This window comes from Pseudomonas sp. GV047, from assembly GCF_003058245.1.
GTDB lineage: Bacteria > Pseudomonadota > Gammaproteobacteria > Pseudomonadales > Pseudomonadaceae > Aquipseudomonas > Aquipseudomonas marginalis.
On the sequence record NZ_QCWA01000006.1, the window covers coordinates 408,612 to 430,061 of the forward strand.

The window sequence follows — 21,450 nt, forward strand, 5'->3', positions numbered from 1 at the left end:
ACGCCGGGTTTTCTATTTTTCCAACGGTGCCCGCGAATGTTCAGACCGTTATCGATTTTCATCGGCACGCGCTATACCCGCGCCAAGCGCCGCAACCGCTTTGTTTCGTTTATCTCGATGACCTCGATGATCGGCCTCGCCCTGGGCGTGCTGGCGATGATCGTGGTGCTGTCGGTGATGAACGGCTTCCAGCGCGAAATGAGCTCGCGCATCCTTGGCATGGTGCCTCACGCCACTGTCGTCGGGGTGAATCCGATCGACGATTGGCAGCCGGTGGCCGCTGCGGCGATGAAGAATCCGCAAGTGACTGCCGCCGTACCGTTCACGCAGATGGACGGGATGTTCTCCTACAAGGGCGCGATGCAGCCGATTGAGATCAGCGGCGTCGACCCGGCCCAGGAAGGCAAGGTGTCGATCGTGGCCCAGCATATCGTGCAGGGCAAACTGGAAGACCTGAAGCCCGGCGAGTTCGGCGTGGTGGTCGGCGAAATCACCGCCCGGCGTTTTCGCCTGAATGTGGGCGACAAATTGACCCTGATCGTCCCGGAAATCAGCAGTGCGCCCGGTGGTATCACCCCGCGCATGCAGCGTCTGAACGTAGTGGGTATCTTCAAGGTCGGCGCCGAGCTGGATGGCTCCATGGCCCTCATCCACATGGCTGACGCTGCCGAGATACAGCATTGGCAGCCGAACCAGGTGCAGAGCGTGCGCCTGGCGTTGAAAGACCTGTACGCAGCGCCCAAGGTCTCGGCGGACATCGCCGCCAGCCTCGGCAGCGGCTACAAGCCCGATGACTGGACCCACACCCAGGGCAGCCTGTTCAGTGCGATGAAGATGGAAAAGACCATGATCGGCCTGTTGTTGCTGATGATCGTCGCCGTCGCGGCGTTCAACATCATCGCCACGCTGATCATGGTGGTGAACGACAAGGGTGCGGACATCGCGATCCTGCGCACCATCGGCGCCACGCCACGGCAGATCATGGCGATCTTCATGGTGCAGGGCACGGTGATCGGCATTGTCGGCACCTTGATCGGCGGCGTGCTGGGGGTGATTGCGGCGCTGAACGTGAGTGAGCTGGTGGGCTGGCTGGAGCGGGTGAGCGGGCAGCATATCTTCAGTTCGGATGTGTACTTCGTCAGCAACCTGCCTTCGGAGCTGCAAAGTGGCGATGTGGTGCTGATTTGTACGGCCGGGTTTGTGTTGAGCTTCCTGGCGACGATTTACCCGGCGTATCGGGCGGCGAAGATTGAGCCGGCGCATGCCCTTAGGTATTCGTAGTCTTTAAGACCGCTATCGGGGGCAAGCCCCTCCCACATTTGAATGTATTCACGGATCAACGTGTGGGAGGGGGCTTGCCCCCGATAGGGCCGGCCTGGCTTGCATCAATTTCCCCTGGGCAACTCAATCACAAACCTTGTCCACCCCGCCGCGGATTCACAAAAAATCCTCCCCCCGTGTGCCCGCACAATCGACTGGGTAATCGCCAATCCCAGCCCCGCATGCTCGCTGCTGCCTTCATGGCGCGCCGGGTCGGCTCGGTAGAACCGGTCGAACAGCCTCGGCAACACGTGCGCTGGAATACCTTCCCCGCTGTTTTCTACCGTCAGTGTCACGCCCCGTGCGCCTTCAACCATCCGCACGCGCACTTGGCCGCCGGCCGGGGTAAACCTGAGGGCGTTATCCAGCAGGTTCGACAGGGCCCGGCGCAGCATGCCGCGATCGCCGGCGGTTTGTGCGCCGCCTTCGCGTACCAGCGAGACCTGTGCGTCTTCTGCCAGCAACGCGAAAAACTCCAGCAACGTCTCCACTTCATCCGCCAGCACCAACGGCTCGCGCTTGGGCACCAGCAAGCCGTGGTCCGCCTTGGCCAGGTACAGCATGTCATTCACCAACTGCGCCATCCATTGCAGCTCTTCCAGGTTGCTGTGCAGCGCCTCGCGGTAATCCTCCAGGGGGCGCGGTTGGGTCAGGATGACCTGGGTCTGGGTCAGCAGGTTCGACAGGGGCGTGCGCAGTTCATGGGCAATGTCGGCGGAGAAGGCCGACAGGCGCTGGAAGGCGTCGTCCAATCGTCCGAGCATGGCATTGAAGGCCTGGGCCAGGTCGGCCAGTTCCGCCGGCATTTGCTGCTGAGGCAGGCGCTGGGTCAAGGAGTGGGCCGACACGCTGGCAGCCACTTCGCCCATGCGCCGCAACGGCCGCAAGCCACTGCGTGCAGCCCAGGCGCCCAGCAGCGCGGTGGCAAGGGCCGATAGGCCGACGGTGAGCCAGATCAAATGTTGCATGCGTTGCAGGAAGTGCTGGTGATGGGTGATGTCGAGCATCAGGGTCAGTTGCGGTGAGGCGGGCTGGCCGGGCCTCAAGGGGGCGTTGTACACGCGGTAGTCGGTGCCGGCGTTCTGCAGGGTGTGCAGGCCAGGCGCCTCGGGCAGGCTGACGTTTGGCGCATCGTCCAGCCAGCGCTGGCCGGCGGCGGTGATGCGCAATGTCAGGTCAGGCTGGCGATTGAGCTCGGCTCGCAGCTGCGCTTCGCGTTGGGCGAATGAGTCCAGTGATTCGACGCCCTGCAAGGTACTGCGCAGCGCCACCAGCTTGCTGTCGAGTTGCTGTTGGTCCAGCTCAATGAAGTGCGCCTCGCTGGCACGGTTGAACAGCACGCCGGCGAACAACGAGACCACCGCGGTGCACGCCGCAAACAGCAGGGCCAGGCGGCTGGCCAGGGACAGACGCTGGATCAATGGCTGCGCTCCTCCAGCACATAACCCATGCCGCGCACGGTATGGATCAGCTTGGTGGGGAAAGGATCGTCGACTTTCAGGCGCAGGCGCCGGATCGCGACTTCGATGATGTTGGTGTCACTGTCGAAATTCATGTCCCATACTTGGGAGGCAATCAGCGACTTGGGCAGGACTTCGCCCTGGCGGCGCAGCAGCAGCTCCAGCAGGGAGAATTCCTTGGCGGTGAGGTCGATGCGCTGGCCGTCCCGTTCGACGCGGCGGCGGAGCAGGTCCAGGCGCAGGTCGGCCAGTTGCAGGGCGGTTTCCTGCGGCGTGCTGCTGCCACGGCGCAACAGGCTGCGTACCCGCGCCAGCAGTTCGGAGAAGGCAAAGGGCTTGACCAGGTAATCGTCGGCACCCAGTTCCAGGCCGTGCACCCGGTCTTCCACGGCATCCCGGGCGGTCAGAAACAGCACCGGGATCTCCAGGCCGGCACTGCGTACCGCTTGCAGGATTTGCCAACCGTCGCGACCGGGCAGCATCACATCCAGGATCAACAGGTCATAATCGCCGGTCAGCGCCAGGTGCTGGCCGCTGGTACCGTCGGCCACCAGTTCGGTGGTGAAGCCCGCCTCGGCCAGGCCTTGGCGCAGATAGTGGCCGGTTTTCGGTTGGTCTTCGACGATCAGCAATTTCATGGGCGGCTCTTGGCAACAGTTCACGAGGGGCTTTATACCCTGGGTGCCAGGGGAAGGGCGCAACCTGACAAAGTTGTAATCTAGCAGTCAGCTGGCTGGCAGCGGCGCACTCTTAGAGTGCTGTCCAAGCAGGTTGCACACTTTTTGGAGAATCGAGATGGCATTGCGTACACCCCTGTTGTTGGCGGGCTGCCTGTTGGCGTTGAGTTTCAATGCAATGGCGGATGCGGCCCATACCTATGCGTTCGGCCAGCCGGCACCGGCGGATAAGGCCACACGCACCGTGGAAGTGACGCTGCAGGATATTTCCTTTTCGCCCAAGTCCCTGGACGTCAAGGCCGGTGAGACGGTGCGCTTTGTACTGGTCAACAAAGGCCAGTTGCTGCATGAATTCAACCTCGGTGACGCGGCGATGCACGCCGAACACCAGAAGGAAATGCTGCAGATGCAGGCCAGCGGCATGCTCACTTCCACGGGAATGGGCAAGATGGATCATAGTGCCATGGGCCACGGTGAAATGGGCGGCATGAAACACGACGATCCCAACAGCGTGCTGGTGGAGCCCGGCAAGACCGCTGAGCTGACCTGGACGTTCACCAAGGCCACCGGCCTGGAGTTTGCCTGCAACCTCCCCGGGCATTACCAGGCGGGCATGGTCGGCAAGCTGACCGTCGAGTAAGGCGTTTCTTAAGGGCGGGGGCAAAGGCTGGTAGACTGGCGCGGTTTATTTAGCCAGGTTTCCGCCATGCATCCCGCAGCCGAACATTCGCCGCTGGGCAAGTCCAGTGAATACATTTCCACCTACACCCCTTCGTTGCTGTTCCCGATTCCACGCGCCGCCAAATGGGCCGAGCTGGGCCTGAGCGCCGAGACCCTGCCGTACAAGGGCGTGGATTTCTGGAACTGCTTCGAGTTGTCCTGGCTGCTGCCGTCGGGCAAGCCGGTGGTGGCCATCGGTGAGTTCAGCATCCCCGCCGACTCGCCGAACATCATCGAGTCCAAGTCGTTCAAGCTGTACCTCAACTCGCTGAACCAGACCGCGTTCACCGATACACCAAGCCTGGAAGCGACCCTGCGCACCGACCTCAGCGCCGCCGCCGGCAAGCCTGTTACCGTGCGTATCCGCAGCTTGGCCGACATTGAGGCCGAAGGCGTGATGGCGTTGCCGGGCACGTGCATTGACGATCTGGATATCAGTGTCAGCAACTACGAACACCCGCGCCCGGAGCTGCTGCGTTGTGATGACTCGCGCATTGTCGAGGAGAGCGTGCACAGCCACCTGCTCAAGTCCAACTGCCCGGTGACCAGCCAGCCCGACTGGGGCAGCGTGGTGGTGGAGTACCGTGGTTCGGCGTTGGATCACGGGAGTTTGCTGGAATACCTGGTGAGCTTTCGCCAGCACTCGGATTTCCATGAACAGTGCGTGGAGCGCATTTTCCTCGACCTGCAGCGTTTGCTGAAGCCGGAGAAGTTAACGGTGTATGCGCGCTATGTGCGGCGCGGCGGGTTGGATATCAACCCTTACCGCAGTACTGAGGATGTGGCGTTCCAGAACGTGCGCCTGGCCCGTCAGTAAGCAAAGGTGGGAGGGGGCAAGCCCTCTCCTACCTTTTGGTTCTGCGCCTGGCTTGGGCTCGGGTCAGATCCCCATATTGCTCAAGGTGATCATGATATTGCGCAGTGTCCCGGAAATCACCGGGTGCTCAGCGTCGAACTCTATGGCAGCTTGGCTCACATCGTCGGAAATACTCGGCGTTTGAGTGGCTGGTTCAAGTTCAAGTTGCAATTCAAACTTGGCAATCAAGGCTTGCAGAGCATCACGTTTTTCTTCCGACAGCGGCGGCTCCTGTTCCAGCTGCCCGCGCAGGATCTCGACCTGTTCTTCCAGTTTTTTGCGATCAGGCATGACGTTCTTCCTTTTATCGATAGGCACTGGCATAGACCACGGCACGCCGTGAAAGGTCTACGGACTGACCTGTAGATTAATCCACGGGCGCCGACTGTGCATGATCTCGATCAGGGCTTCTCGCCTTTGAGCTGGCGCAGGCTGATGTCGGCCAGGCAGGTGCCGAGTTCACCGAGGTGATCGATCACCGAGTGGACCCCCAGGCCATAGAGCTCAACGGTGGCTTTGCCGCGCCTGTGCTCGCGTTCCTTGTCGCTCAGCGCCTGCCACTGCTCAGGCGCCAGGCCGCACAATGAACCACAGGAGGCCAGGCCAATGGTCCACAAGCCGGCATTCAGGCCCGATTGCAACAGGCGCGGCTCGCCGCTGACCAGTACGCAACCTTCCAGGCGTTCAATGTTGAGTTCCATCAAGGCTTGCCAGCAGGCATGAGGGGCGGGCCAGCGGATGGAGGAGGGGGATGCGGCCTTGAGCCAGTTGGGCAGTACGGCGGCCAGTGGTGTGGTTACCGAAGGCGGCAGTTCATCCAGCCAGGCACAGGGGACGCCTTGTTCCTTGAGGCTGCGCAGGATTTTCAGGGCGCCGGGTGTGGCTTGGGAGTCCGGGGAGGGTGAATCGGTGCGCGCCCGGGAACCAAAGTCCACCAGGCAACCACTCAGGCCAAACAGAACAGCAGTCAAGGCGGGCGCGTTGGCGATGGCTATCTCGGCGTGAGGCATGTCGACATCCCTGAAATAGCTGTGACGCTATCGGGGCAGGATGACAAGCAGATGACAGCGGGGTAATTGTAGGAAAATTGTCCATTTGTGTTAGGACGATTCCTAGCAGCTGCCTAATTGGACACTTCCGTCATATACTGACGGCCTTATTCAGGGCATAGCGCCCATGACAGACCATTCAAGGAGCAAAAGCTATGCGCTGGAGCCACTACTTCGCTCAGCTATCGGTGTGTGCCACTGTCCTGCTGGCGCCTTTCGCTGCACAGGCTGCATCGGAAGATGATCCATGGGAAAGCGTCAACCGCCCGATCTTCACCTTCAACGACACCGTTGATACCTATGCCCTCAAGCCATTGGCCCAAGGCTATCAGTGGATCACTCCGCAATTTGTCGAAGATGGTATCCACAACTTCTTCCGCAATATCGGCGATGTCGGCAACCTGGCCAACAACGTGCTGCAGCTCAAACCCCACAATGCCGGGGTCGACACTGCGCGCTTGCTGGTTAACACCACGTTCGGCGTGCTGGGCTTTATCGACGTCGGCACCAAAATGGGGCTGCAACGCAGTGATGAAGACTTCGGCCAGACCCTCGGTTACTGGGGCGTGGGCAGCGGTCCCTACGTGATGATCCCGCTGCTGGGCCCGAGCACCTTGCGTGATGCACCGTCCAAATACGTGGACAGCTACACCCAACCGTACCGCTATATGAACGATATCGGCTGGCGCAACAGCACCATGGGCCTGAACATCGTTGACACCCGTGCCAGCCTGCTCGACAGCGAGAAATTGATCACCGGCGACAAGTACACCTTTATCCGCAATGCCTACCTGCAGAACCGCGAGTTCAAGGTCAAGGACGGCAAGGTCGTCGACGACTTTTAAGCTGTGATGTTTTGAAATGAAAAAAAGGCGACCCTGGCGGTCGCCTTTTTTGTGCGCGGGTTTCAGCGCATTTTCAGGATCCTAAGCCCGAGTTGTTGCTCGTCGCCCACGGTTTTGGTCCAGACCACTTCCGTGTCAGCCTCCAGGCCCTTGAGCGCCGCGTGCTCTGAATCAATGCGCACGGTGAGCAGGTCTCCCACCGCGAACTGACGCGGTGCCTGCACCTGCATCCCGGAGCTGGAAAGGTCCACGCAAACCCCGGCAAACTCCTGGCCTTCGTGGAGCAAAGATACTTCGGCATCCACCCGCATGCGGATGAAATCGCGTTTTTCGGCGTAGTCGCGCTCGTGTTCGCCCATCGGTTCCATCCTTACTTTGTGTTGTGGTCTTGGCTGTTCTTATAACTCCCGGTGATTTGCGATGTAAAGACGCCCGGCGACCATCGGCATGAGCTTGAAACCCCCGGCGGATGGGAGTACCGTCTGCGCCTTAGAAGGGCACCTCTGCTTTACAGTTGTGCATGGGAAAAATCCCATTGCGTTGTAGTACAGAGAGGCTAGAAAGCGAATCCAGTACGTGAGCCCGGCCATTGCCGAGCCACCTACGCCAACCTAATTCTGGCGCCGTTTGCCCACATGCAAAAAACCAGTGCCACGCTGCTGATAATCGATGACGACGAAGTAGTGCGCGCGAGCCTCGCGGCCTATTTGGAAGACAGTGGCTTCAGCGTCCTGCAGGCCAGTAATGGCCAACAGGGTCTCCAGGTATTCGAGCGCGACCAGCCCGACCTCGTGATCTGCGACCTGCGCATGCCCCAGATGGGCGGCCTGGAGCTGATTCGCCAGGTGACCGAGCTTGCCCCGCAGACGCCGGTGATTGTCGTGTCCGGTGCCGGCGTCATGAACGATGCCGTCGAAGCGTTGCGTCTGGGCGCTGCCGACTACCTGATCAAGCCCCTCGAAGACCTGGCGGTACTGGAGCACTCTGTGCGCCGCGCCTTGGATCGTGCGCGCCTGCTGGTCGAGAACCAGCGCTACCGCGAAAAGCTCGAAACCGCCAACCGCGAACTCGAAGCCAGCCTTAACCTGCTCCAGGAAGACCAGAACGCCGGTCGCCAGGTGCAGATGAACATGCTGCCGGTCAGCCCCTGGACCATCGACGAATTCCAGTTTGCTCACCAGATCATCCCGTCGCTGTACCTGTCGGGCGATTTTGTCGACTATTTCCGTGTTGACGAGCGGCGTGTCGCGTTCTACCTGGCCGATGTCTCCGGCCATGGTGCTTCCTCTGCTTTTGTCACCGTGTTGTTGAAGTTCATGACCACACGGCTGTTGTTCGAATCCAAGCGCAATGGCACCTTGCCGGAGTTTACCCCCTCCGAGGTGCTGGGCCACATCAACCGAGGCCTGATCAGCTGCAAGCTGGGCAAGCACGTGACGATGGTAGGCGGTGTGATTGATGAAGAAACCGGTCTTTTGACCTACAGCATCGGCGGTCACCTGCCGATGCCTGTTTTATACACTCCCGACAGTGTGCGTTACCTGGAAGGGCGTGGTCTGCCCGTAGGCTTGTTCAATGAAGCTACTTACGAAGACCACATCCTGGAGCTGCCGCCGACGTTCAGCCTGACGCTGATGTCCGACGGCATCCTGGACCTTCTTCCAGAGCCTACACTCAAAGAGAAAGAAGCCGCCTTGCCCCAGAAGGTCAAGTCGGCGGGCGGCAGCCTGGATGGCCTGCGGCAGGTTTTTGGATTGGCCACGCTAGGGGAGATGCCGGATGATATCGCCCTATTGGTGTTGAGCAGGAATCTTTGATGAGTACCGGAAGAATCCAATTCGCCGAGCAAGACGGGACCTTCGTCCTGAAGTTTGTCGGTGAAGTGCGCCTGACCTTGTGTTCGGCGCTGGATGCGACGATTGAGCGGATTTTCACGGCGTTGAATTTCTCGGCGATCGTGATCGATCTGACCGAAACCCGCAGCATCGATAGCACCACCCTTGGGCTGTTGGCCAAGTTGTCCATTCTGTCCCGGCAGAAGGTCGGCCTGTTGCCGACCGTCGTCACCACCCACGAAGACATCACCCGTCTGTTGCAGTCCATGGGCTTCGACCAGGTGTTCAACATCGTTGATCGCCCGATCCCTTGCCCGGAATGCCTCACCGACCTGCCGTCCCAGGATCAGTCCGAGGAAGTGGTGCGGGTCAAGGTGCTGGAAGCGCACAAGATCCTGATGGGCCTCAACGAGTCCAACCGCGAAGCCTTCCACGACCTCGTCAACGCCCTCGAGCGTCACTGATCCCAGGGATCGCCTGCTACTTTAGGGACAGCAGAGCAAAAAAGGGCGGTACCCTCACAGGTACCGCCCTTTTTGTCGCCTGCGCCGTTTACAGCTTGGCGGACAACAGTGCCTCAAGCTTCTCCTGGTCCCGGGCAAACTGACGAATCCCCTCCGCCAGCTTCTCAGTCGCCATCGCATCCTCGTTGGACTCCCAACGGAACTGCGCTTCAGTCAGATGCACTCGCGCTTCTCCGGCGTGCCCTGGCGACAACTTGCGTTCCAGCTTGCCGTCATCCGCCGCCAGCTTCTCCAGCAGGTCCGGGCTGATGGTCAGGCGATCACAGCCGGCCAGCTCTTCAATCTGGCTCAGGTTGCGGAAACTCGCACCCATCACCACGGTCTTGTAGCCATTAGCCTTGTAGTAGTTGTAGATGCGTGTCACCGACTGCACGCCCGGATCATCAGCGCCGGTGTAGTCGTTGCCATTGGCTTTCTTGTACCAGTCGTAGATACGGCCTACGAACGGTGAAATCAGGAACACGCCAGCTTCTGCGCACGCCACCGCCTGGGCAAACGAGAACAGCAGGGTCAGGTTGGTCTGGATGCCTTCTTTTTCCAGCTTCTCCGCCGCGCGGATGCCTTCCCAGGTGGACGCGATCTTGATCAGCACGCGGTCACGGCTAACCCCAGCTTTGTCGTACAGGTCGATCAGACGGTGCGCACGCTTGAGTACGGCGTCAGTGTCGAACGACAGGCGGGCATCCACCTCGGTGGAGATGCGCCCTGGCACGACCTTAAGGATCTCCTGGCCCACAGCCACCGCGAAACGGTCGCTGGCCAGGCCGACATCACCGTTGCAATCCTGCACACACTCATCCAGCAGCTTGGCATAGCCCGGAATCGACGCGGCCTTGAGCAGCAGGGAAGGGTTGGTAGTGGCGTCTTGGGGCTTGAGCTTGGCGAGGGTGGAAAAATCGCCGGTATCGGCTACGACAGTAGTGAATTGCTTGAGTTGTTCCAGCTTGGAAGTCATGGGCGTGCTCTGTCCTATGGGTCTGATGACATTACCCGAGCGCTGGCAGGCGCTCAAGGGCGCAAATACGTTCGATCGTTTGCGAGGGCAACAACCTGAAAACAGCCGTTTGAATGCCCGGCCGTAGTGCTGAATAGGAGGCCAGAACGGCCGACAGGTTCAACCCGACTGCCCGATGACACTTGGATAGCGCCTTCATGCCAACTGACTCCTTCCCTGGCACACACCGCACCAAATGTGGGAGGGGGCTTGCTCCCGATGGCAGTGTGTCGGCTCATCCAATAACCAACTGCCCCCCCCTGCAAGCTATCCAATCAACGCCCTTCCAACAAAGCCCCAGCCTGATCAAGCAATGCCAATGGATCCGCAGCCTTATGGATATCCACCGACAACAACTGCCTGAATCTGCGCGCCCCAGGGAAACCGGTGCCCAACCCCAACACATGCCGCGTAATGTGATGCATCGTCCCGCCAGTCGCCAAATGCTCAGCAATATAAGGCCGCAACTGCGCCAACGCCTCCGCCCGACTGATCACAGGCTGCGCGCTACCAAACAACTGCTGATCCACCTCCGCCAGCAGATACGGATTGTGATAAGCCTCGCGGCCCAGCATCACCCCGTCAAACGTCTGTAAATGCTCATGGCATTGCTCCAGCGTCTTGATCCCGCCGTTGAGAATAATCTCCAGCTCAGGGAAATCCTGCTTCAACTGCGCCGCCACGTCATACCGCAACGGCGGAATGTCGCGGTTTTCCTTCGGCGACAAGCCCTCAAGAATCGCAATCCGCGCATGCACGGTGAAACTGGTGCAGCCGGCGTCCTTCACCGTCCCGACGAAATCACACAACTGGGCATAACTGTCCCTGCCGTTGATGCCGATACGGTGCTTCACCGTTACCGGAATCGACACCGCATCACGCATCGCCTTCACACAATCGGCCACCAGGGCCGGGTGAGCCATCAGGATCGCGCCGATCATGTTGTTCTGGACGCGGTCGCTGGGGCAGCCGACGTTCAGGTTCACTTCGTCGTAACCGGCAGCCTCGGCCATACGGGCGCAGGCTGCCAGGTCTGCGGGGACACTGCCGCCGAGCTGGAGCGCGAGCGGGTGCTCGGCTTCGTTATGACGCAGGAAGCGGTCATGGTCGCCGTGGAGGATTGCGCCGGTGGTGACCATCTCGGTGTAGAGCAGGGCGCGTTTGGAGAGCAGGCGCAGGAAGAACCGGCAGTGGCGGTCGGTCCAATCCATCATCGGGGCGACGGAGAAGCGGCGGGAGAGGAGGGGTGGTGAAGCGCTGATCAGGGGCATTGGGCAATCTGAGTAGGCGGGGCAGAGGTCGGGAGTTTATCAGGAAACCAGGGGAAGGCTTCGCACTCCACCTCTCCATCTTTCGCGTGTTTGGTTTCAATCACTCTCTGCTCGTAATCTTCTTCGATCACGGACCGGAAAATCTTGCACCGATAAAAAAATCCGAATTGGGACGCCTGTACCGCGGTCAGGTGACGGTTGTAGTAAGGAAGCAGTTTTCAAGGTCGATGGTCTTGGCACGGGTTGGCTGCGGCAGGTCAACCATGACGTTGTTGGCCCGGAAGTCCATGTGCATTTTTCGATCCTCGGGTTCGTGTTGGCTCTACATCACCTACTGGAAAAAATCACCGGCAAAAAGATTTTTATCGTGCAATAATGGCTATGAGCCATCAATTTTTTATAAGTACTATTAATGAAAGCGACATTTTCCGCGAAGTTGTTTGTTGTTTTTATTGCTTCATTATTGATCGGCGTCGTTTGTTTATTGATCGATGCATTCCTCTAGAGCGTTCTAAGAACGCTTCGGCTGCTTGTATTGCCGCGTGAGAAATCTGCCCAATACAAAAAAACTACCCAGAATAAACCCCAGGAAGGCGCCCAGTGCGAGGAGTTTTTTTGAGTTTTTATTGTTAACGGTTTTGACTTCGTCGAGAACGTTGAACGCGCGTACGCTTTTTCCAGAAGCCAGCGCTGGTAAGTTAAGTGCCATGGCTTCGTTGTTGGCAGTATCCAGCGCGGATTTCAGTTGCGTTCTTGCCGACTCTTCAGTCGTGGCCGTTGTCGATGCGACGTACAGGAAGGATTCGTTTTTGCCTGTCTTGGGCGGCACTTCCTTCAGTGTAATGGCTTGAGCCGCCATGACGCCCATGGCGGTATAGAACACGTCGTTTTGTATTGAGCTGTACAGGTCGGTTTCCAGCGAGTGTGGGATCGCAGTAGGGGCGGGTTCTTTTTCTTTAACTTCTTTATATAAGCTGTAGAGCGAGGCTTTGGTAAGGTATGTGCTAGCAGTCCATTGCGCGGGGGCGGTTGCATAGATTGCATATGAAGCGATAGCGCCTGCTACCGTTGTGGCTATAAGGATTTTCTTACTTGTCCATAAGGCTTGGATAAGTGGAATCAAATCTATTTCATCATCAGTACGACGGCTATTCGAATTCGTTGAAGTGCTCACAAAAAATTCCTTTACTTTGCATTTCCGAATTGTAGAGAAAAAAACACAATACGGCATGTAATATTATCAGTCGATTTAGATGAGAATATTTCCCGTTTGTGCGGCTTGGACTCGTTCTTTGGCACCACCTGAACCGTAGCTTTCATGCATTGAAGTTTCATCATGCCCTTTGTCTTGCGGCATAGGATCGCCTGCACGATAAAATCGTTCACGCTTCAGTCCTCGGTGACTTGAATACTGCGCGCCCCCCATGAATCCATCCTCATTGCACCTGTTGCGTTACCTGGCGCCTGCTCAGGCGTGAGCACCAGCACCTGCTTTTCCGCGGGTTGCCAGGCGTTGGATGGTCGTCATGGGCTCGGCAGTGGGGCCAAGATGAACGCGGGAGGCAGTGAGATCGGTAGCAGCTTAACCACTACAGTTCGGGATTGCTGCGTGATTAGATCGAAAGGGGCGGGGCAGGTGGTTGTCCGCCACGCCGGTTAATGCCCGCCAATTACCGAGGAGCAGGTCGCGCCTGCCGCCAGCCAGCATGGTCACATGCCTGATAATCCCCCCGTCTTGCCCCAGGCCGGCAACCTGAACCGACGCTGTCCCCCAGCAAAGTTTCATAATTCCTTCCACCGTTGAGGTCTACGATCTTCCTCAAGTGAAGCCCCCACGGTCCAGCCCACAGGGAACTGAAAAAATGATTTTGAACCTCGTCAAAGTCGTGATGATTACCGGCACGTTGCTGTTGGGCGCTTGTTCTTCGGGTGCGCCGGGCATGAGTGGCGACCCTTGCTTTTCAGGCGGATGCCAGGCGTTTGGTGACCACAGCTCCAGCAAGGCTGCCAAAGCTAATTTTGGCGGCAGTGGCCTGGGGAGTAGTTATGGGGAATATGGGACGGGGTTGTTGCATGATGATTGATGGCGCATATGGCCCGGCGGGGGCAAGCGCCCTTGTCGCCGGGGGAGGTGAGTCAGCCTGTTATCACAACCCCATTATGGAAAATCTCGCGCCTGGCGCGGCGGCTGATGTTTTCATGTTTGCTTGACGTGTAGATTTCGTCAAAACGACGGCGATCAATGCCCTCGTAGTTGCCAAGTTCTTGCAGCACCCTCCGGTCGTAATCCTCTTCGATCATGAACCGGAAAATTTCCCGTCGATAATAGAACCCGAATTGAAACGCCAGTACCTCGGTCAAGTAGTCCGTTGGCGTGAGAAAGCAGTTTTCCAGGTCGATGGCCTTGGCGTGCGTCGGCTGCTCCAGGTTGATCATCACATTGTTTGCCCAGAAGTCCATATGCACCACGCCTTTGCTGTGCAGGCAGTGCAACAGTTTGAACGACGCGGTGATCAGGCTCTGGATGTCACGCTCCTGCTTGAGCCATTCCAGGCCATTGAGGTGGCCCTCCAGCATCTCGGTAAAGATGAAGAATTCCTGGATCAGGCCAAGCGCTGACTTTCGATAACCGAACCCATACAAGCCAGCAACCGGCGCACCGCGTTTCTGGGCGCCGAGGGTGTTGATGACTTCTTCGACCGGCCAGTCAAACGCACCGTCCCGCTTGGCGCGCCCGAAGGTCACGCGCAATTTGGGCCTGAGGCTGTCCAGCGGCTGGGACTTGGCGAACAGGTTGGCTTCCATCCCTTTGAGCGGTGCGCTGATGCGATCTGTCAGTTGGTGGCGCGTGTCGATCAGGTCCTGAATCGCCTGCTGCGTTTTGTGGTCGGTGGTGTCGGTGGTGAAGATCGTCGCATTGCGATGAGTGAGGGTCGTCGGAAAACTTTGCAATACACCTGTGTCAGGAAAGCTCAAAACACGTCCTTGTCATTGGGAATAAATATGACGGATATGTTACAGCTTGTACTTATTGGATCCAACCTGAACTTTACCTGAACGAAAATGAAATAGTCTAACTGCGCCGATTCTTCACTGTTCATGGCGATTGAAATGTGCTTATAGCCCTGGGGCTTGAGCTTAATGCCCTCCCTGCATCCGCCGTGCTATCAGGTAAATGCCCAGCCCGACCAGTGCCGTCGCCGCGCCGATGTAGCCGGTGCTGGTCCAGCCAAACCCAGCCGTAATCGCCATCCCGCCAAACCATGGTCCCAGCGCATTGGCCAGGTTGAACGCCGCATGGTTGGACGCTGCCGCCAGGCTCGGTGCTTCGTGGGCGATGTCCATCAGGCGGATCTGCAGCGGTGCGGCCAACGAGACCATGGTGCCGACCAGGCCCATACTCAGCAGCACGCCCCATAGCGAGGACGCCGCGAAGGGGAAGAACAGCAACACGGCCATCGACCACACCAATATCCAGCCCACGGCGCGAAACTGCATGCGATCAAACAGCTTGCCGCCGGCGATGTTGCCGATAATCCCGCCCACGCCGAATGCTGCCAGCCCGAATGGGATCCACTGCGGGGATACCTTGGTCACTTCCAGCATGGTCGGTGCCAGGTAGCTGAACACGCAGAACATACCGGCAAAGCCGATGGCGCCAATGGACAGCGCCATCCACACCTGGGGTTTGGTGAAGGCGCGCAGTTCCTTGCGCGGGTCGCTGCGTTGTTCATCGTGGCGATGGGGCACAAATTGCCAGACCAGGGCGATGGTGCACAGGGCGATCACGCTCACCAGTGCAAACGCAGAGCGCCAGCCCAGGTGCTGGCCGAGGAAGGTGGCGATGGGGTTGCCCAGCAGCATGGCCAGGGTCAGGCCCATCATTACCCGCGCCACGGCGCCGGCACGTTTGTCGTTGGGCACCATGCTCGAGGCGACCACCGCAGCAATGCCGAAGTAGGCGCCGTGGGGCAGGCCGCTGATAAAGCGGAACGCCACCAACGAGCCGAAGGTCGGGGTGAACGCAGTGGCGAGGTTGCCCAGGGCATACAGGCCCATCAGCAACAGCAACATATGTTTGCGCAGCAGCTTGGCGCCGAGGATGGCCAGCAGTGGGGCGCCGACCATCACGCCCAACGCATAGGCGCTGATGGCGTGGCCAACCTGGGGTTCGCTTAAACCCAGGTTTTGCGCGATGTCGGGCATCAGGCCCATGATGGCGAATTCGCCGGTACCGATAGCGAAGGCGCCCACGGCCATGGCAGCTTCCATTTTGGCGGCGCTGCGCGCGGGCAGTACGTGCCCGGGAGTTTGGTGGATAGACATGGATCGCTCTGTATTGAAGGGGTACGAGGGAAAACCGTCGATGCTACGCAAGCAGCGACGAAGGAGTCTAGAACCACCTTTTGCCCGAGAGTTCCTGCCCTGTGACCTCAGGTCGCGCTTGCCACACTTGACACTCGCGCGTTAAAACCGGCGATTTAGAGTTGTCAATTGGCCAAACGACGCATAAACGCCGTGTGGCGTGATATTCTGCGCGCCGTCTTGGTCTGGTCTTTCCCCGGTACGTACACCCGTATACGTCCCGGCGTTTGGCTGTCGCCCAGGTAGCTGAAGCCAATAATGATAAGAAGTCAGCGCAGAAGGGACATAAAAGTGAGGTCGATACGTCGGCCTTGTGTGCCCACCCTGCGGTCCCCGAGTGAATGTGCAAACCCCGCGGTGCGTTGCCTGGCGCAGCGTGATTGAGGGTTGCCCATGATCAGGGGCGGTGGGGCGGATGGCGTTTTATCATAGGTGCTACTGATGTTTAAAAAAGTAAACACTGCCCTGCTGGGGCTGGCTTTGTCGATGGGGATCACGTCCGTTCACGCGGAAGAGGCAAAGAAAGTCGATGTGCTGCTGATCGGCGGCGGCATCATGAGTGCAACCCTGGGTGTCTGGCTCAATGAGCTGGAGCCGGGTTGGTCGATGGAAATGGTCGAGCGCCTCGATGGCGTCGCCGAAGAAAGCTCCAACGGCTGGAACAACGCCGGTACCGGCCACTCGGCCCTGGCTGAGCTGAACTACACCCCTGAAGACAAGAACGGCAACGTTGAGATCCCGAAAGCGGTCGAGATCAACGAAGCGTTCCAGATCTCCCGTCAGTTCTGGTCCTGGCAGGTCCAGCAGGGCGTGCTGAAGAACCCGCGTTCGTTCATCAACTCCACACCGCACATGAGCTTTGTGTGGGGCGATGACAACATCAAGTTCCTCAAGAAGCGCTACGAAGCCCTGCAAGCGAGCCCGCTGTTCGCCGGCATGCAGTACTCCGAAGACCCGGCGCAGATCGCCAAATGGGTTCCGCTGATGATGGAAGGGCGTGACCCGAACCAGAAAATCGCGGCCACCTGGAGCCCGCTGGGTACCGACATGAACTTCGGCGAGATCACCCGCCAGTTCGTCGCTCACCTGCAAACCACGCCTAAGTTCGACCTGAAACTGTCGAGCGAAGTGCAGGACATCACCAAGAACGCCGACGGTTCGTGGCGTGTCAGCTACAAAAACCTGAAAGACGGCACCAAGACTGAAACCGACGCCAAGTTCGTGTTCATCGGCGCCGGTGGCGGTGCACTGCACCTGCTGCAAAAGTCGGGCATTCCTGAAGCCAAGGAATACGCTGGCTTCCCGGTCGGCGGCTCGTTCCTGGTGACTGATAACCCAACCGTCGCCGAGCAGCACCTGGCCAAGGCCTACGGCAAGGCTTCGGTTGGCGCGCCACCGATGTCGGTTCCGCACCTGGACACCCGCGTGCTGGATGGCAAGCGCGTGATTCTGTTTGGCCCATTCGCCACCTTCTCGACCAAGTTCCTGAAAGAAGGCTCGTACCTGGACCTGCTGACCAGCACCACCACCCACAACATCTGGCCAATGACCAAAGTCGGTATTCGTGAATACCCACTGGTCGAGTACCTCGCCGGCCAACTGATGCTGTCGGATGACGATCGCTTCAAGGCGCTGCAGGAGTACTTCCCGAACGCCAAGCAATCCGACTGGCGCCTGTGGCAGGCCGGCCAGCGCGTGCAGATCATCAAGCGTGACGAAGAGCAGGGCGGCGTCCTGAAACTCGGTACCGAAGTGGTCAGCTCTGCCGACAACACCATTGCAGGCCTGTTGGGTGCGTCGCCAGGCGCGTCCACCGCGGCTCCGATCATGTTGACCGTGCTGCAGAAAGTGTTCAAGGACAAGGTTGCGACCCCTGAGTGGCAGGCAAAACTGCACCAGATCGTGCCTAGCTACGGCACCAAGCTGAACGACAGTCCTGAGGCTGTTGCCAAGGAATGGGCCTACACCGCCAATATCCTGCAACTGCCTGCACCGCCTGCGATTCCGCAACAGGCTGCTGTCAAGGCGCCCGAGGCTGCCAAGCCTGCGGCTGAGCCGAGCAAGCCGGCGTCTGACCTGGCGCTGTAAGCCGCTGGGGAGGTCCTGGGTCAGGACCTTGTCGGTAACAAAAAGCCCGCTGAACCGGTAACGGTCAGCGGGCTTTTTTGTGCGTGTCTAACGGCGGGTGCGTTCGACAGGCGGCAGTTCAACCGTACGCTCGGCGGCGGCCAGCGCTGCCTTCAAGCCAGCCTGGTCCAGCGGCACGCAATAGGCAGGCTTGCCGCGTTCCAGCCGCCAGCTGTCATCCAGGCTACCGGCATCCACGGCGTCGAACCCCAATTCGTCGAGTAGCGTGATGATGCGTGCCTTCGCTGCGGCGTCATCCGCTGCAACCGGCAACGCCCGGCGGTCGGGGGCACCGTGGGGGCGGGCGTCCTGCGTCAGGTCGGGAGCGAAGATCGCGTTGAACACTTTCACCACATGTGAATGGGGCAGATGCTCGGCGAGCAACCGGCTGGTGGTGGTTTCGAAGCGATCCAGTACCGGTATATGGCCGTCGCGGTTCGGGTAGTAATTATTCGCGTCCATCACCGTCTTGCCCTCCAGCCATTGCGCCGGGACGCTGCGGTAATGCTCCAGGGGGATCGCCACGAGCACCACATCGCCGAATTTGGCGGCGTCGTCGGCACTGCCCACCTGCACGCCGAGTATGCCGCTTACGACGCTGCTCATGGTGTGGGGGCCACGGGAGTTGCTCAACATCACTTCGTGCCCGGCCGCCAGCGCCAGTTGGGCCACGGCGCGCCCGATAAAGCCTGCTCCAATAACACCAATCTTCATGGTCTTGCTCCAATGAGTAGGGGAGCGGTTATGATGATTGGCAACCAATTGGCGATAAATCGTCGTTTTGGCGTGGATGTTGTTGCTGGGAGTAGGGAATGATGGATCGCCTGTCGAGCATGAATGCCTTTGTGATGGCTGCTGAGTTGGGCTCGTACGCGCGGGCTGCCGAGCGCTTGGGCATGTCGCCGCAGATGGTGGCCAAACATGTCACCGCGCTGGAGCAGCGCCTGGGCGCTCGCTTGCTTAACCGCACCACACGAAGGCAAAGCCTGACGGAGCTGGGGAGCGCGTACTACGAGCGTTGCAAACATATCCTGGTAGAAGCCGAGGCTGCCGATTCACTGGCGCAGATCATGAACGACACGCCGCGCGGCAAGCTGAAAATCACCGCGCCCGTCACCTTCGGCTCCTACAGCCTGATGCCGTTGATTACCGGGTTCCTGCGCGACAACCCGGATGTGGAAATCGACCTGCACTTGACCGACCGTTTCGTGGACCTGGTGGAGGAGGGCTATGAAGCCGCTTTTCGTATCGGCCCCCTGGCGACCACCAGCCTGACAGCCAGGCCACTGGCACCTTATCGCCTGGTCGTCTGCGCGTCGCCGGAGTACCTGGCGGCACGCGGTACCCCGCAGGCCCCGGTGGACCTTGAGCGTCATGAATGCCTCGGCTACGCCTTCTGGTCGCGGCCGGCGGATCGCGAGTGGGTGTTCTACCAGGCTTCGACGCCTTGCAAGGTGCAGGTTGCCAGTCGCTTGCAGATCAATGAAAGCAGGGCCTTGATGACCGCCGCGCTGGATGGTTTTGGCATCGTGCTCGGTCCGGAAGACTTCTTGCGCGGGGCATTGGCCAGGGGCGAATTGGTGAGAGTGCTGCCGGACTTTGAAGCGCCGAGCCGGCCGATGCACCTTGTCTACACGGCGAACCGTCAGCGTACGGCCAAGTTGAGACGCTTTGTCGAAGCGGTGTTGGGACGCTTCGGTCACCCTTGATGCGTGCTGCTTCAGCAATCCGACAGACACAACCTGTTAAAAAAGTACCCAGGCCTGAGCAGGAGCACGGCTGAAACACGGGGGCATTTTTACCGGTGCAGGTGTTGGGCGATAACGCCCGAGGGGGTTGTATGTTGTTACGTTACGCGGCATTAGCGGCAGTTGTGGTCGCGGCGTCCGGGTGTGTACAGGAGCGCGTGGTGCATGAGCGCCGGCCTGTACAGCGTGAATATGTCGAGGTGGTTGCGCCACAACCGCCGCCGACCCAGATCATCGAAGTCGAGCCTGCCGTACGTGAAGGTTACATATGGTCACGTGGTTACTGGCGCTGGGAAGGCGGGCGCTACGTTGCCGTACACGGCCATTGGGAGCCGGTGCGCGAAGGCTATCGTTATGTGCATCCGCATTGGGTGCAGCGCAATGATGGCTACCACTGGCAGGTGGGGGGCTGGGTTCGTTGAACCCCGACTAGGAGGGCTTCTTTGTACCCAGGAGCCGTACTTCCCGCAGCAGCGCGGCACCGAGTTGATCGGTGCCCAGTTCCTTGTATCCCACGGCCTTGACCTCTCCGTTCTCTTCGGCCTGGATGATGATCACCGGTGTCTCTTTGCCGCTGGCTTCGTCGATGTGAAAAGCATATTGGGGAATATCCACCTTGATCGGCGTACCTGCGGCCTTGCCTTGCACATTGATCAGGAACGCTGCGCAGCCGGCGTCGACATCCACACTGGTGGCAGAACGCCCGCTGACGAAGCAGCTCTTTGGCAGGTCGGGCCAGATGATCTCGGCCAGTGCGAGGGGCGGCGTCAGGACCAGGGCAGCAAGAAGAAGCGTGCGCACGTGGGGCGTTCTCTCGTTCAGGGATTAGCGACTTTTACCAAAGCCTGCCCCTTGCCGCAATGTTGCCGCTCAGCCCAGACGCTTCATACCCGCTGCCTTGGCCGCACCGAGGTCAAAGGTAGCAGTGTATTCGCACCCGGCCGCGTGGGCGCAGCGCTCTATCAGGCAATCGGCAAAATCGGCGTTGTTGGCCGTGAACCGTCGAAGCGCCTGCCAGACGACCTCGGCATGTTCGACGGTCAATTCACGGGTGCGCAGCAGTGTTTCCAGAACGACGACAATGTCATTTTTGGCGCATTGGTAGCAGCTCTGTAATACCCACACCAGCTCCACCACGGACACCAGGCTGACAAACCCTGGCGAAAGCGTGGTGAGGGATTCAATCAATTCGCAGGCCTTGGGGGATTGAACGGGATCATCCTGGGTGACGTAGCGCACCAGCACATTGGTATCCAGCCCGATCATCCAGCCTTCGCTCCCTGTGCTGCGATGGCGCGGTTCATGTCGTCAATGGACACGGCCCTTGCAGGCTTACGGACCAGCCCCTTGAGATCATGGACCGTCTTGCTCGCTGCAATGATGGAAAACTTGCCATCTTCCGTTTCGACGAATTCGACGCGGTCGCCTGTCTCCAGGCCGAGTGCGGTCCTGACTTGGACGGGGATGGTGATTTGCCCTTTTGAGGTAAGTGTGGCGGTCGCCATGGTAAAGATCTCCAACATGATGCTCCTTACCTTAGGGTAAGGAGTGGTGGAGGACAATATCCGTTGGTCCATAGGTCGCTCTTCAGGTGGAGGATGAGTCGGAGTCATGAAAACCTAGTCCGAACTCAGCCCTCCCGCACGCTTACCCATGGCG

24 protein-coding genes are annotated in these 21,450 nt (G+C 59.3%); 10 read left to right on the forward strand and 14 right to left on the reverse strand.

What is annotated here, in order from left to right; all coding sequences use genetic code 11:
- The first annotated feature begins 36 nt into the window (after positions 1-36).
- Positions 37-1,281 carry a lipoprotein-releasing ABC transporter permease subunit gene (locus tag C8K58_RS18220; protein ID WP_092358983.1) on the forward strand — a complete coding sequence of 415 codons (1,245 nt, stop codon included), beginning with the start codon at positions 37-39 and terminating at the stop codon, positions 1,279-1,281.
- A gap of 104 nt (positions 1,282-1,385) precedes the next feature.
- Here the strand turns inward: C8K58_RS18220 and C8K58_RS18225 are convergent, their stop codons facing one another.
- Complete coding sequence (locus C8K58_RS18225) at positions 1,386-2,741, reverse strand: heavy metal sensor histidine kinase (RefSeq protein WP_108574010.1); 1,356 nt, start codon at positions 2,739-2,741, stop codon at positions 1,386-1,388.
- Positions 2,738-3,418, reverse strand: coding sequence for a heavy metal response regulator transcription factor (locus tag C8K58_RS18230; RefSeq protein WP_027604224.1), 681 nt, complete (start codon positions 3,416-3,418; stop codon positions 2,738-2,740). Before C8K58_RS18230 ends, C8K58_RS18225 begins: the two co-directional genes overlap by 4 nt.
- A gap of 157 nt (positions 3,419-3,575) precedes the next feature.
- On the opposite strand from C8K58_RS18230, the gene C8K58_RS18235 reads away from it, so the two are divergent.
- Positions 3,576-4,097: a plastocyanin/azurin family copper-binding protein gene (locus C8K58_RS18235; protein ID WP_065928149.1), complete on the forward strand. Its 522-nt coding sequence runs from the start codon at positions 3,576-3,578 to the stop codon at positions 4,095-4,097.
- Between the two features lie 66 nt (positions 4,098-4,163).
- Positions 4,164-4,994, forward strand: coding sequence for an NADPH-dependent 7-cyano-7-deazaguanine reductase QueF (queF, locus tag C8K58_RS18240; protein ID WP_027604222.1), 831 nt, complete (start codon positions 4,164-4,166; stop codon positions 4,992-4,994).
- A 63-nt stretch (positions 4,995-5,057) separates the two neighbouring features.
- Here the strand turns inward: queF and C8K58_RS18245 are convergent, their stop codons facing one another.
- Positions 5,058-5,324, reverse strand: coding sequence for a DUF4404 family protein (locus C8K58_RS18245; protein ID WP_108574011.1), 267 nt, complete (start codon positions 5,322-5,324; stop codon positions 5,058-5,060).
- 110 nt (positions 5,325-5,434) lie between these two features.
- On the reverse strand, positions 5,435-6,043 hold the full coding sequence (locus C8K58_RS18250; RefSeq protein ID WP_027604220.1) for a hypothetical protein: 609 nt from the start codon (positions 6,041-6,043) through the stop codon (positions 5,435-5,437).
- Positions 6,044-6,237: 194 nt separating this feature from the next.
- Here C8K58_RS18250 and C8K58_RS18255 point away from each other — a divergent pair, with 194 nt between their 5' ends.
- Positions 6,238-6,927: a VacJ family lipoprotein gene (locus C8K58_RS18255; protein ID WP_027604219.1), complete on the forward strand. Its 690-nt coding sequence runs from the start codon at positions 6,238-6,240 to the stop codon at positions 6,925-6,927.
- Between the two features lie 62 nt (positions 6,928-6,989).
- On the opposite strand, the gene C8K58_RS18260 is transcribed toward C8K58_RS18255, so the two are convergent.
- On the reverse strand, positions 6,990-7,286 hold the full coding sequence (locus tag C8K58_RS18260; RefSeq protein ID WP_065947405.1) for a PilZ domain-containing protein: 297 nt from the start codon (positions 7,284-7,286) through the stop codon (positions 6,990-6,992).
- A gap of 276 nt (positions 7,287-7,562) precedes the next feature.
- Here C8K58_RS18260 and rssB point away from each other — a divergent pair, with 276 nt between their 5' ends.
- The gene (gene rssB / locus C8K58_RS18270) at positions 7,563-8,744 is read left to right on the forward strand and encodes a two-component system response regulator RssB (RefSeq protein ID WP_027604216.1); all 1,182 of its coding nucleotides are present in this window, start codon (positions 7,563-7,565) and stop codon (positions 8,742-8,744) included.
- Positions 8,744-9,226, forward strand: a complete 483-nt coding sequence (gene rssC, locus C8K58_RS18275) for an anti-sigma factor antagonist RssC (protein ID WP_003172602.1) — start codon at positions 8,744-8,746, stop codon at positions 9,224-9,226. Before rssB ends, rssC begins: the two co-directional genes overlap by 1 nt.
- Before the next feature lie 88 nt (positions 9,227-9,314).
- Here rssC and tal read toward each other — a convergent pair whose 3' ends face one another.
- The 3 genes from tal to C8K58_RS18290 all read right to left on the reverse strand — a co-directional run bounded on the left by tal (position 9,315) and on the right by C8K58_RS18290 (position 12,725).
- On the reverse strand, positions 9,315-10,241 hold the full coding sequence (gene tal, locus C8K58_RS18280) for a transaldolase (protein WP_027604215.1): 927 nt from the start codon (positions 10,239-10,241) through the stop codon (positions 9,315-9,317).
- Between the two features lie 314 nt (positions 10,242-10,555).
- Positions 10,556-11,551, reverse strand: coding sequence for a tRNA dihydrouridine(20/20a) synthase DusA (dusA, locus tag C8K58_RS18285; protein ID WP_108574012.1), 996 nt, complete (start codon positions 11,549-11,551; stop codon positions 10,556-10,558).
- A 511-nt stretch (positions 11,552-12,062) separates the two neighbouring features.
- Positions 12,063-12,725 (reverse strand): Wzz/FepE/Etk N-terminal domain-containing protein, encoded by a 663-nt coding sequence (locus C8K58_RS18290; protein WP_108574013.1) that lies wholly within the window; start codon positions 12,723-12,725, stop codon positions 12,063-12,065.
- Between the two features lie 688 nt (positions 12,726-13,413).
- On the opposite strand from C8K58_RS18290, the gene C8K58_RS18300 reads away from it, so the two are divergent.
- The gene (locus C8K58_RS18300; protein WP_098480132.1) at positions 13,414-13,635 is read left to right on the forward strand and encodes a hypothetical protein; all 222 of its coding nucleotides are present in this window, start codon (positions 13,414-13,416) and stop codon (positions 13,633-13,635) included.
- 52 nt (positions 13,636-13,687) lie between these two features.
- On the opposite strand, the gene C8K58_RS18305 is transcribed toward C8K58_RS18300, so the two are convergent.
- Positions 13,688-14,527 (reverse strand): lipopolysaccharide kinase InaA family protein, encoded by an 840-nt coding sequence (locus tag C8K58_RS18305; protein WP_108574014.1) that lies wholly within the window; start codon positions 14,525-14,527, stop codon positions 13,688-13,690.
- Positions 14,528-14,689: 162 nt separating this feature from the next.
- Positions 14,690-15,877, reverse strand: a complete 1,188-nt coding sequence (locus C8K58_RS18310) for an MFS transporter (RefSeq protein ID WP_108574015.1) — start codon at positions 15,875-15,877, stop codon at positions 14,690-14,692.
- A gap of 480 nt (positions 15,878-16,357) precedes the next feature.
- Here C8K58_RS18310 and mqo point away from each other — a divergent pair, with 480 nt between their 5' ends.
- Complete coding sequence (gene mqo / locus C8K58_RS18315) at positions 16,358-18,004, forward strand: malate dehydrogenase (quinone) (protein ID WP_027604210.1); 1,647 nt, start codon at positions 16,358-16,360, stop codon at positions 18,002-18,004.
- 87 nt (positions 18,005-18,091) lie between these two features.
- Here the strand turns inward: mqo and C8K58_RS18320 are convergent, their stop codons facing one another.
- Positions 18,092-18,805 carry an NADPH-dependent F420 reductase gene (locus tag C8K58_RS18320; protein WP_256592527.1) on the reverse strand — a complete coding sequence of 238 codons (714 nt, stop codon included), beginning with the start codon at positions 18,803-18,805 and terminating at the stop codon, positions 18,092-18,094.
- A gap of 50 nt (positions 18,806-18,855) precedes the next feature.
- Here C8K58_RS18320 and C8K58_RS18325 point away from each other — a divergent pair, with 50 nt between their 5' ends.
- Complete coding sequence (locus C8K58_RS18325; RefSeq protein WP_108574017.1) at positions 18,856-19,752, forward strand: LysR family transcriptional regulator; 897 nt, start codon at positions 18,856-18,858, stop codon at positions 19,750-19,752.
- 131 nt (positions 19,753-19,883) lie between these two features.
- The gene (locus C8K58_RS18330) at positions 19,884-20,213 is read left to right on the forward strand and encodes a YXWGXW repeat-containing protein (RefSeq protein ID WP_065928138.1); all 330 of its coding nucleotides are present in this window, start codon (positions 19,884-19,886) and stop codon (positions 20,211-20,213) included.
- 7 nt (positions 20,214-20,220) lie between these two features.
- Here the strand turns inward: C8K58_RS18330 and C8K58_RS18335 are convergent, their stop codons facing one another.
- The 3 genes from C8K58_RS18335 to C8K58_RS18345 all read right to left on the reverse strand — a co-directional run bounded on the left by C8K58_RS18335 (position 20,221) and on the right by C8K58_RS18345 (position 21,311).
- On the reverse strand, positions 20,221-20,592 hold the full coding sequence (locus C8K58_RS18335; RefSeq protein WP_098480127.1) for a hypothetical protein: 372 nt from the start codon (positions 20,590-20,592) through the stop codon (positions 20,221-20,223).
- 69 nt (positions 20,593-20,661) lie between these two features.
- A complete protein-coding gene (locus tag C8K58_RS18340) occupies positions 20,662-21,057 on the reverse strand; it encodes a PIN domain-containing protein (RefSeq protein WP_092358998.1) in 396 nt (131 codons plus the stop codon).
- Positions 21,054-21,311 (reverse strand): AbrB/MazE/SpoVT family DNA-binding domain-containing protein, encoded by a 258-nt coding sequence (locus C8K58_RS18345; protein ID WP_027604204.1) that lies wholly within the window; start codon positions 21,309-21,311, stop codon positions 21,054-21,056. The genes C8K58_RS18340 and C8K58_RS18345 overlap by 4 nt, the downstream gene beginning before the upstream one ends.
- Between the last annotated feature and the right edge of the window lie 139 nt (positions 21,312-21,450).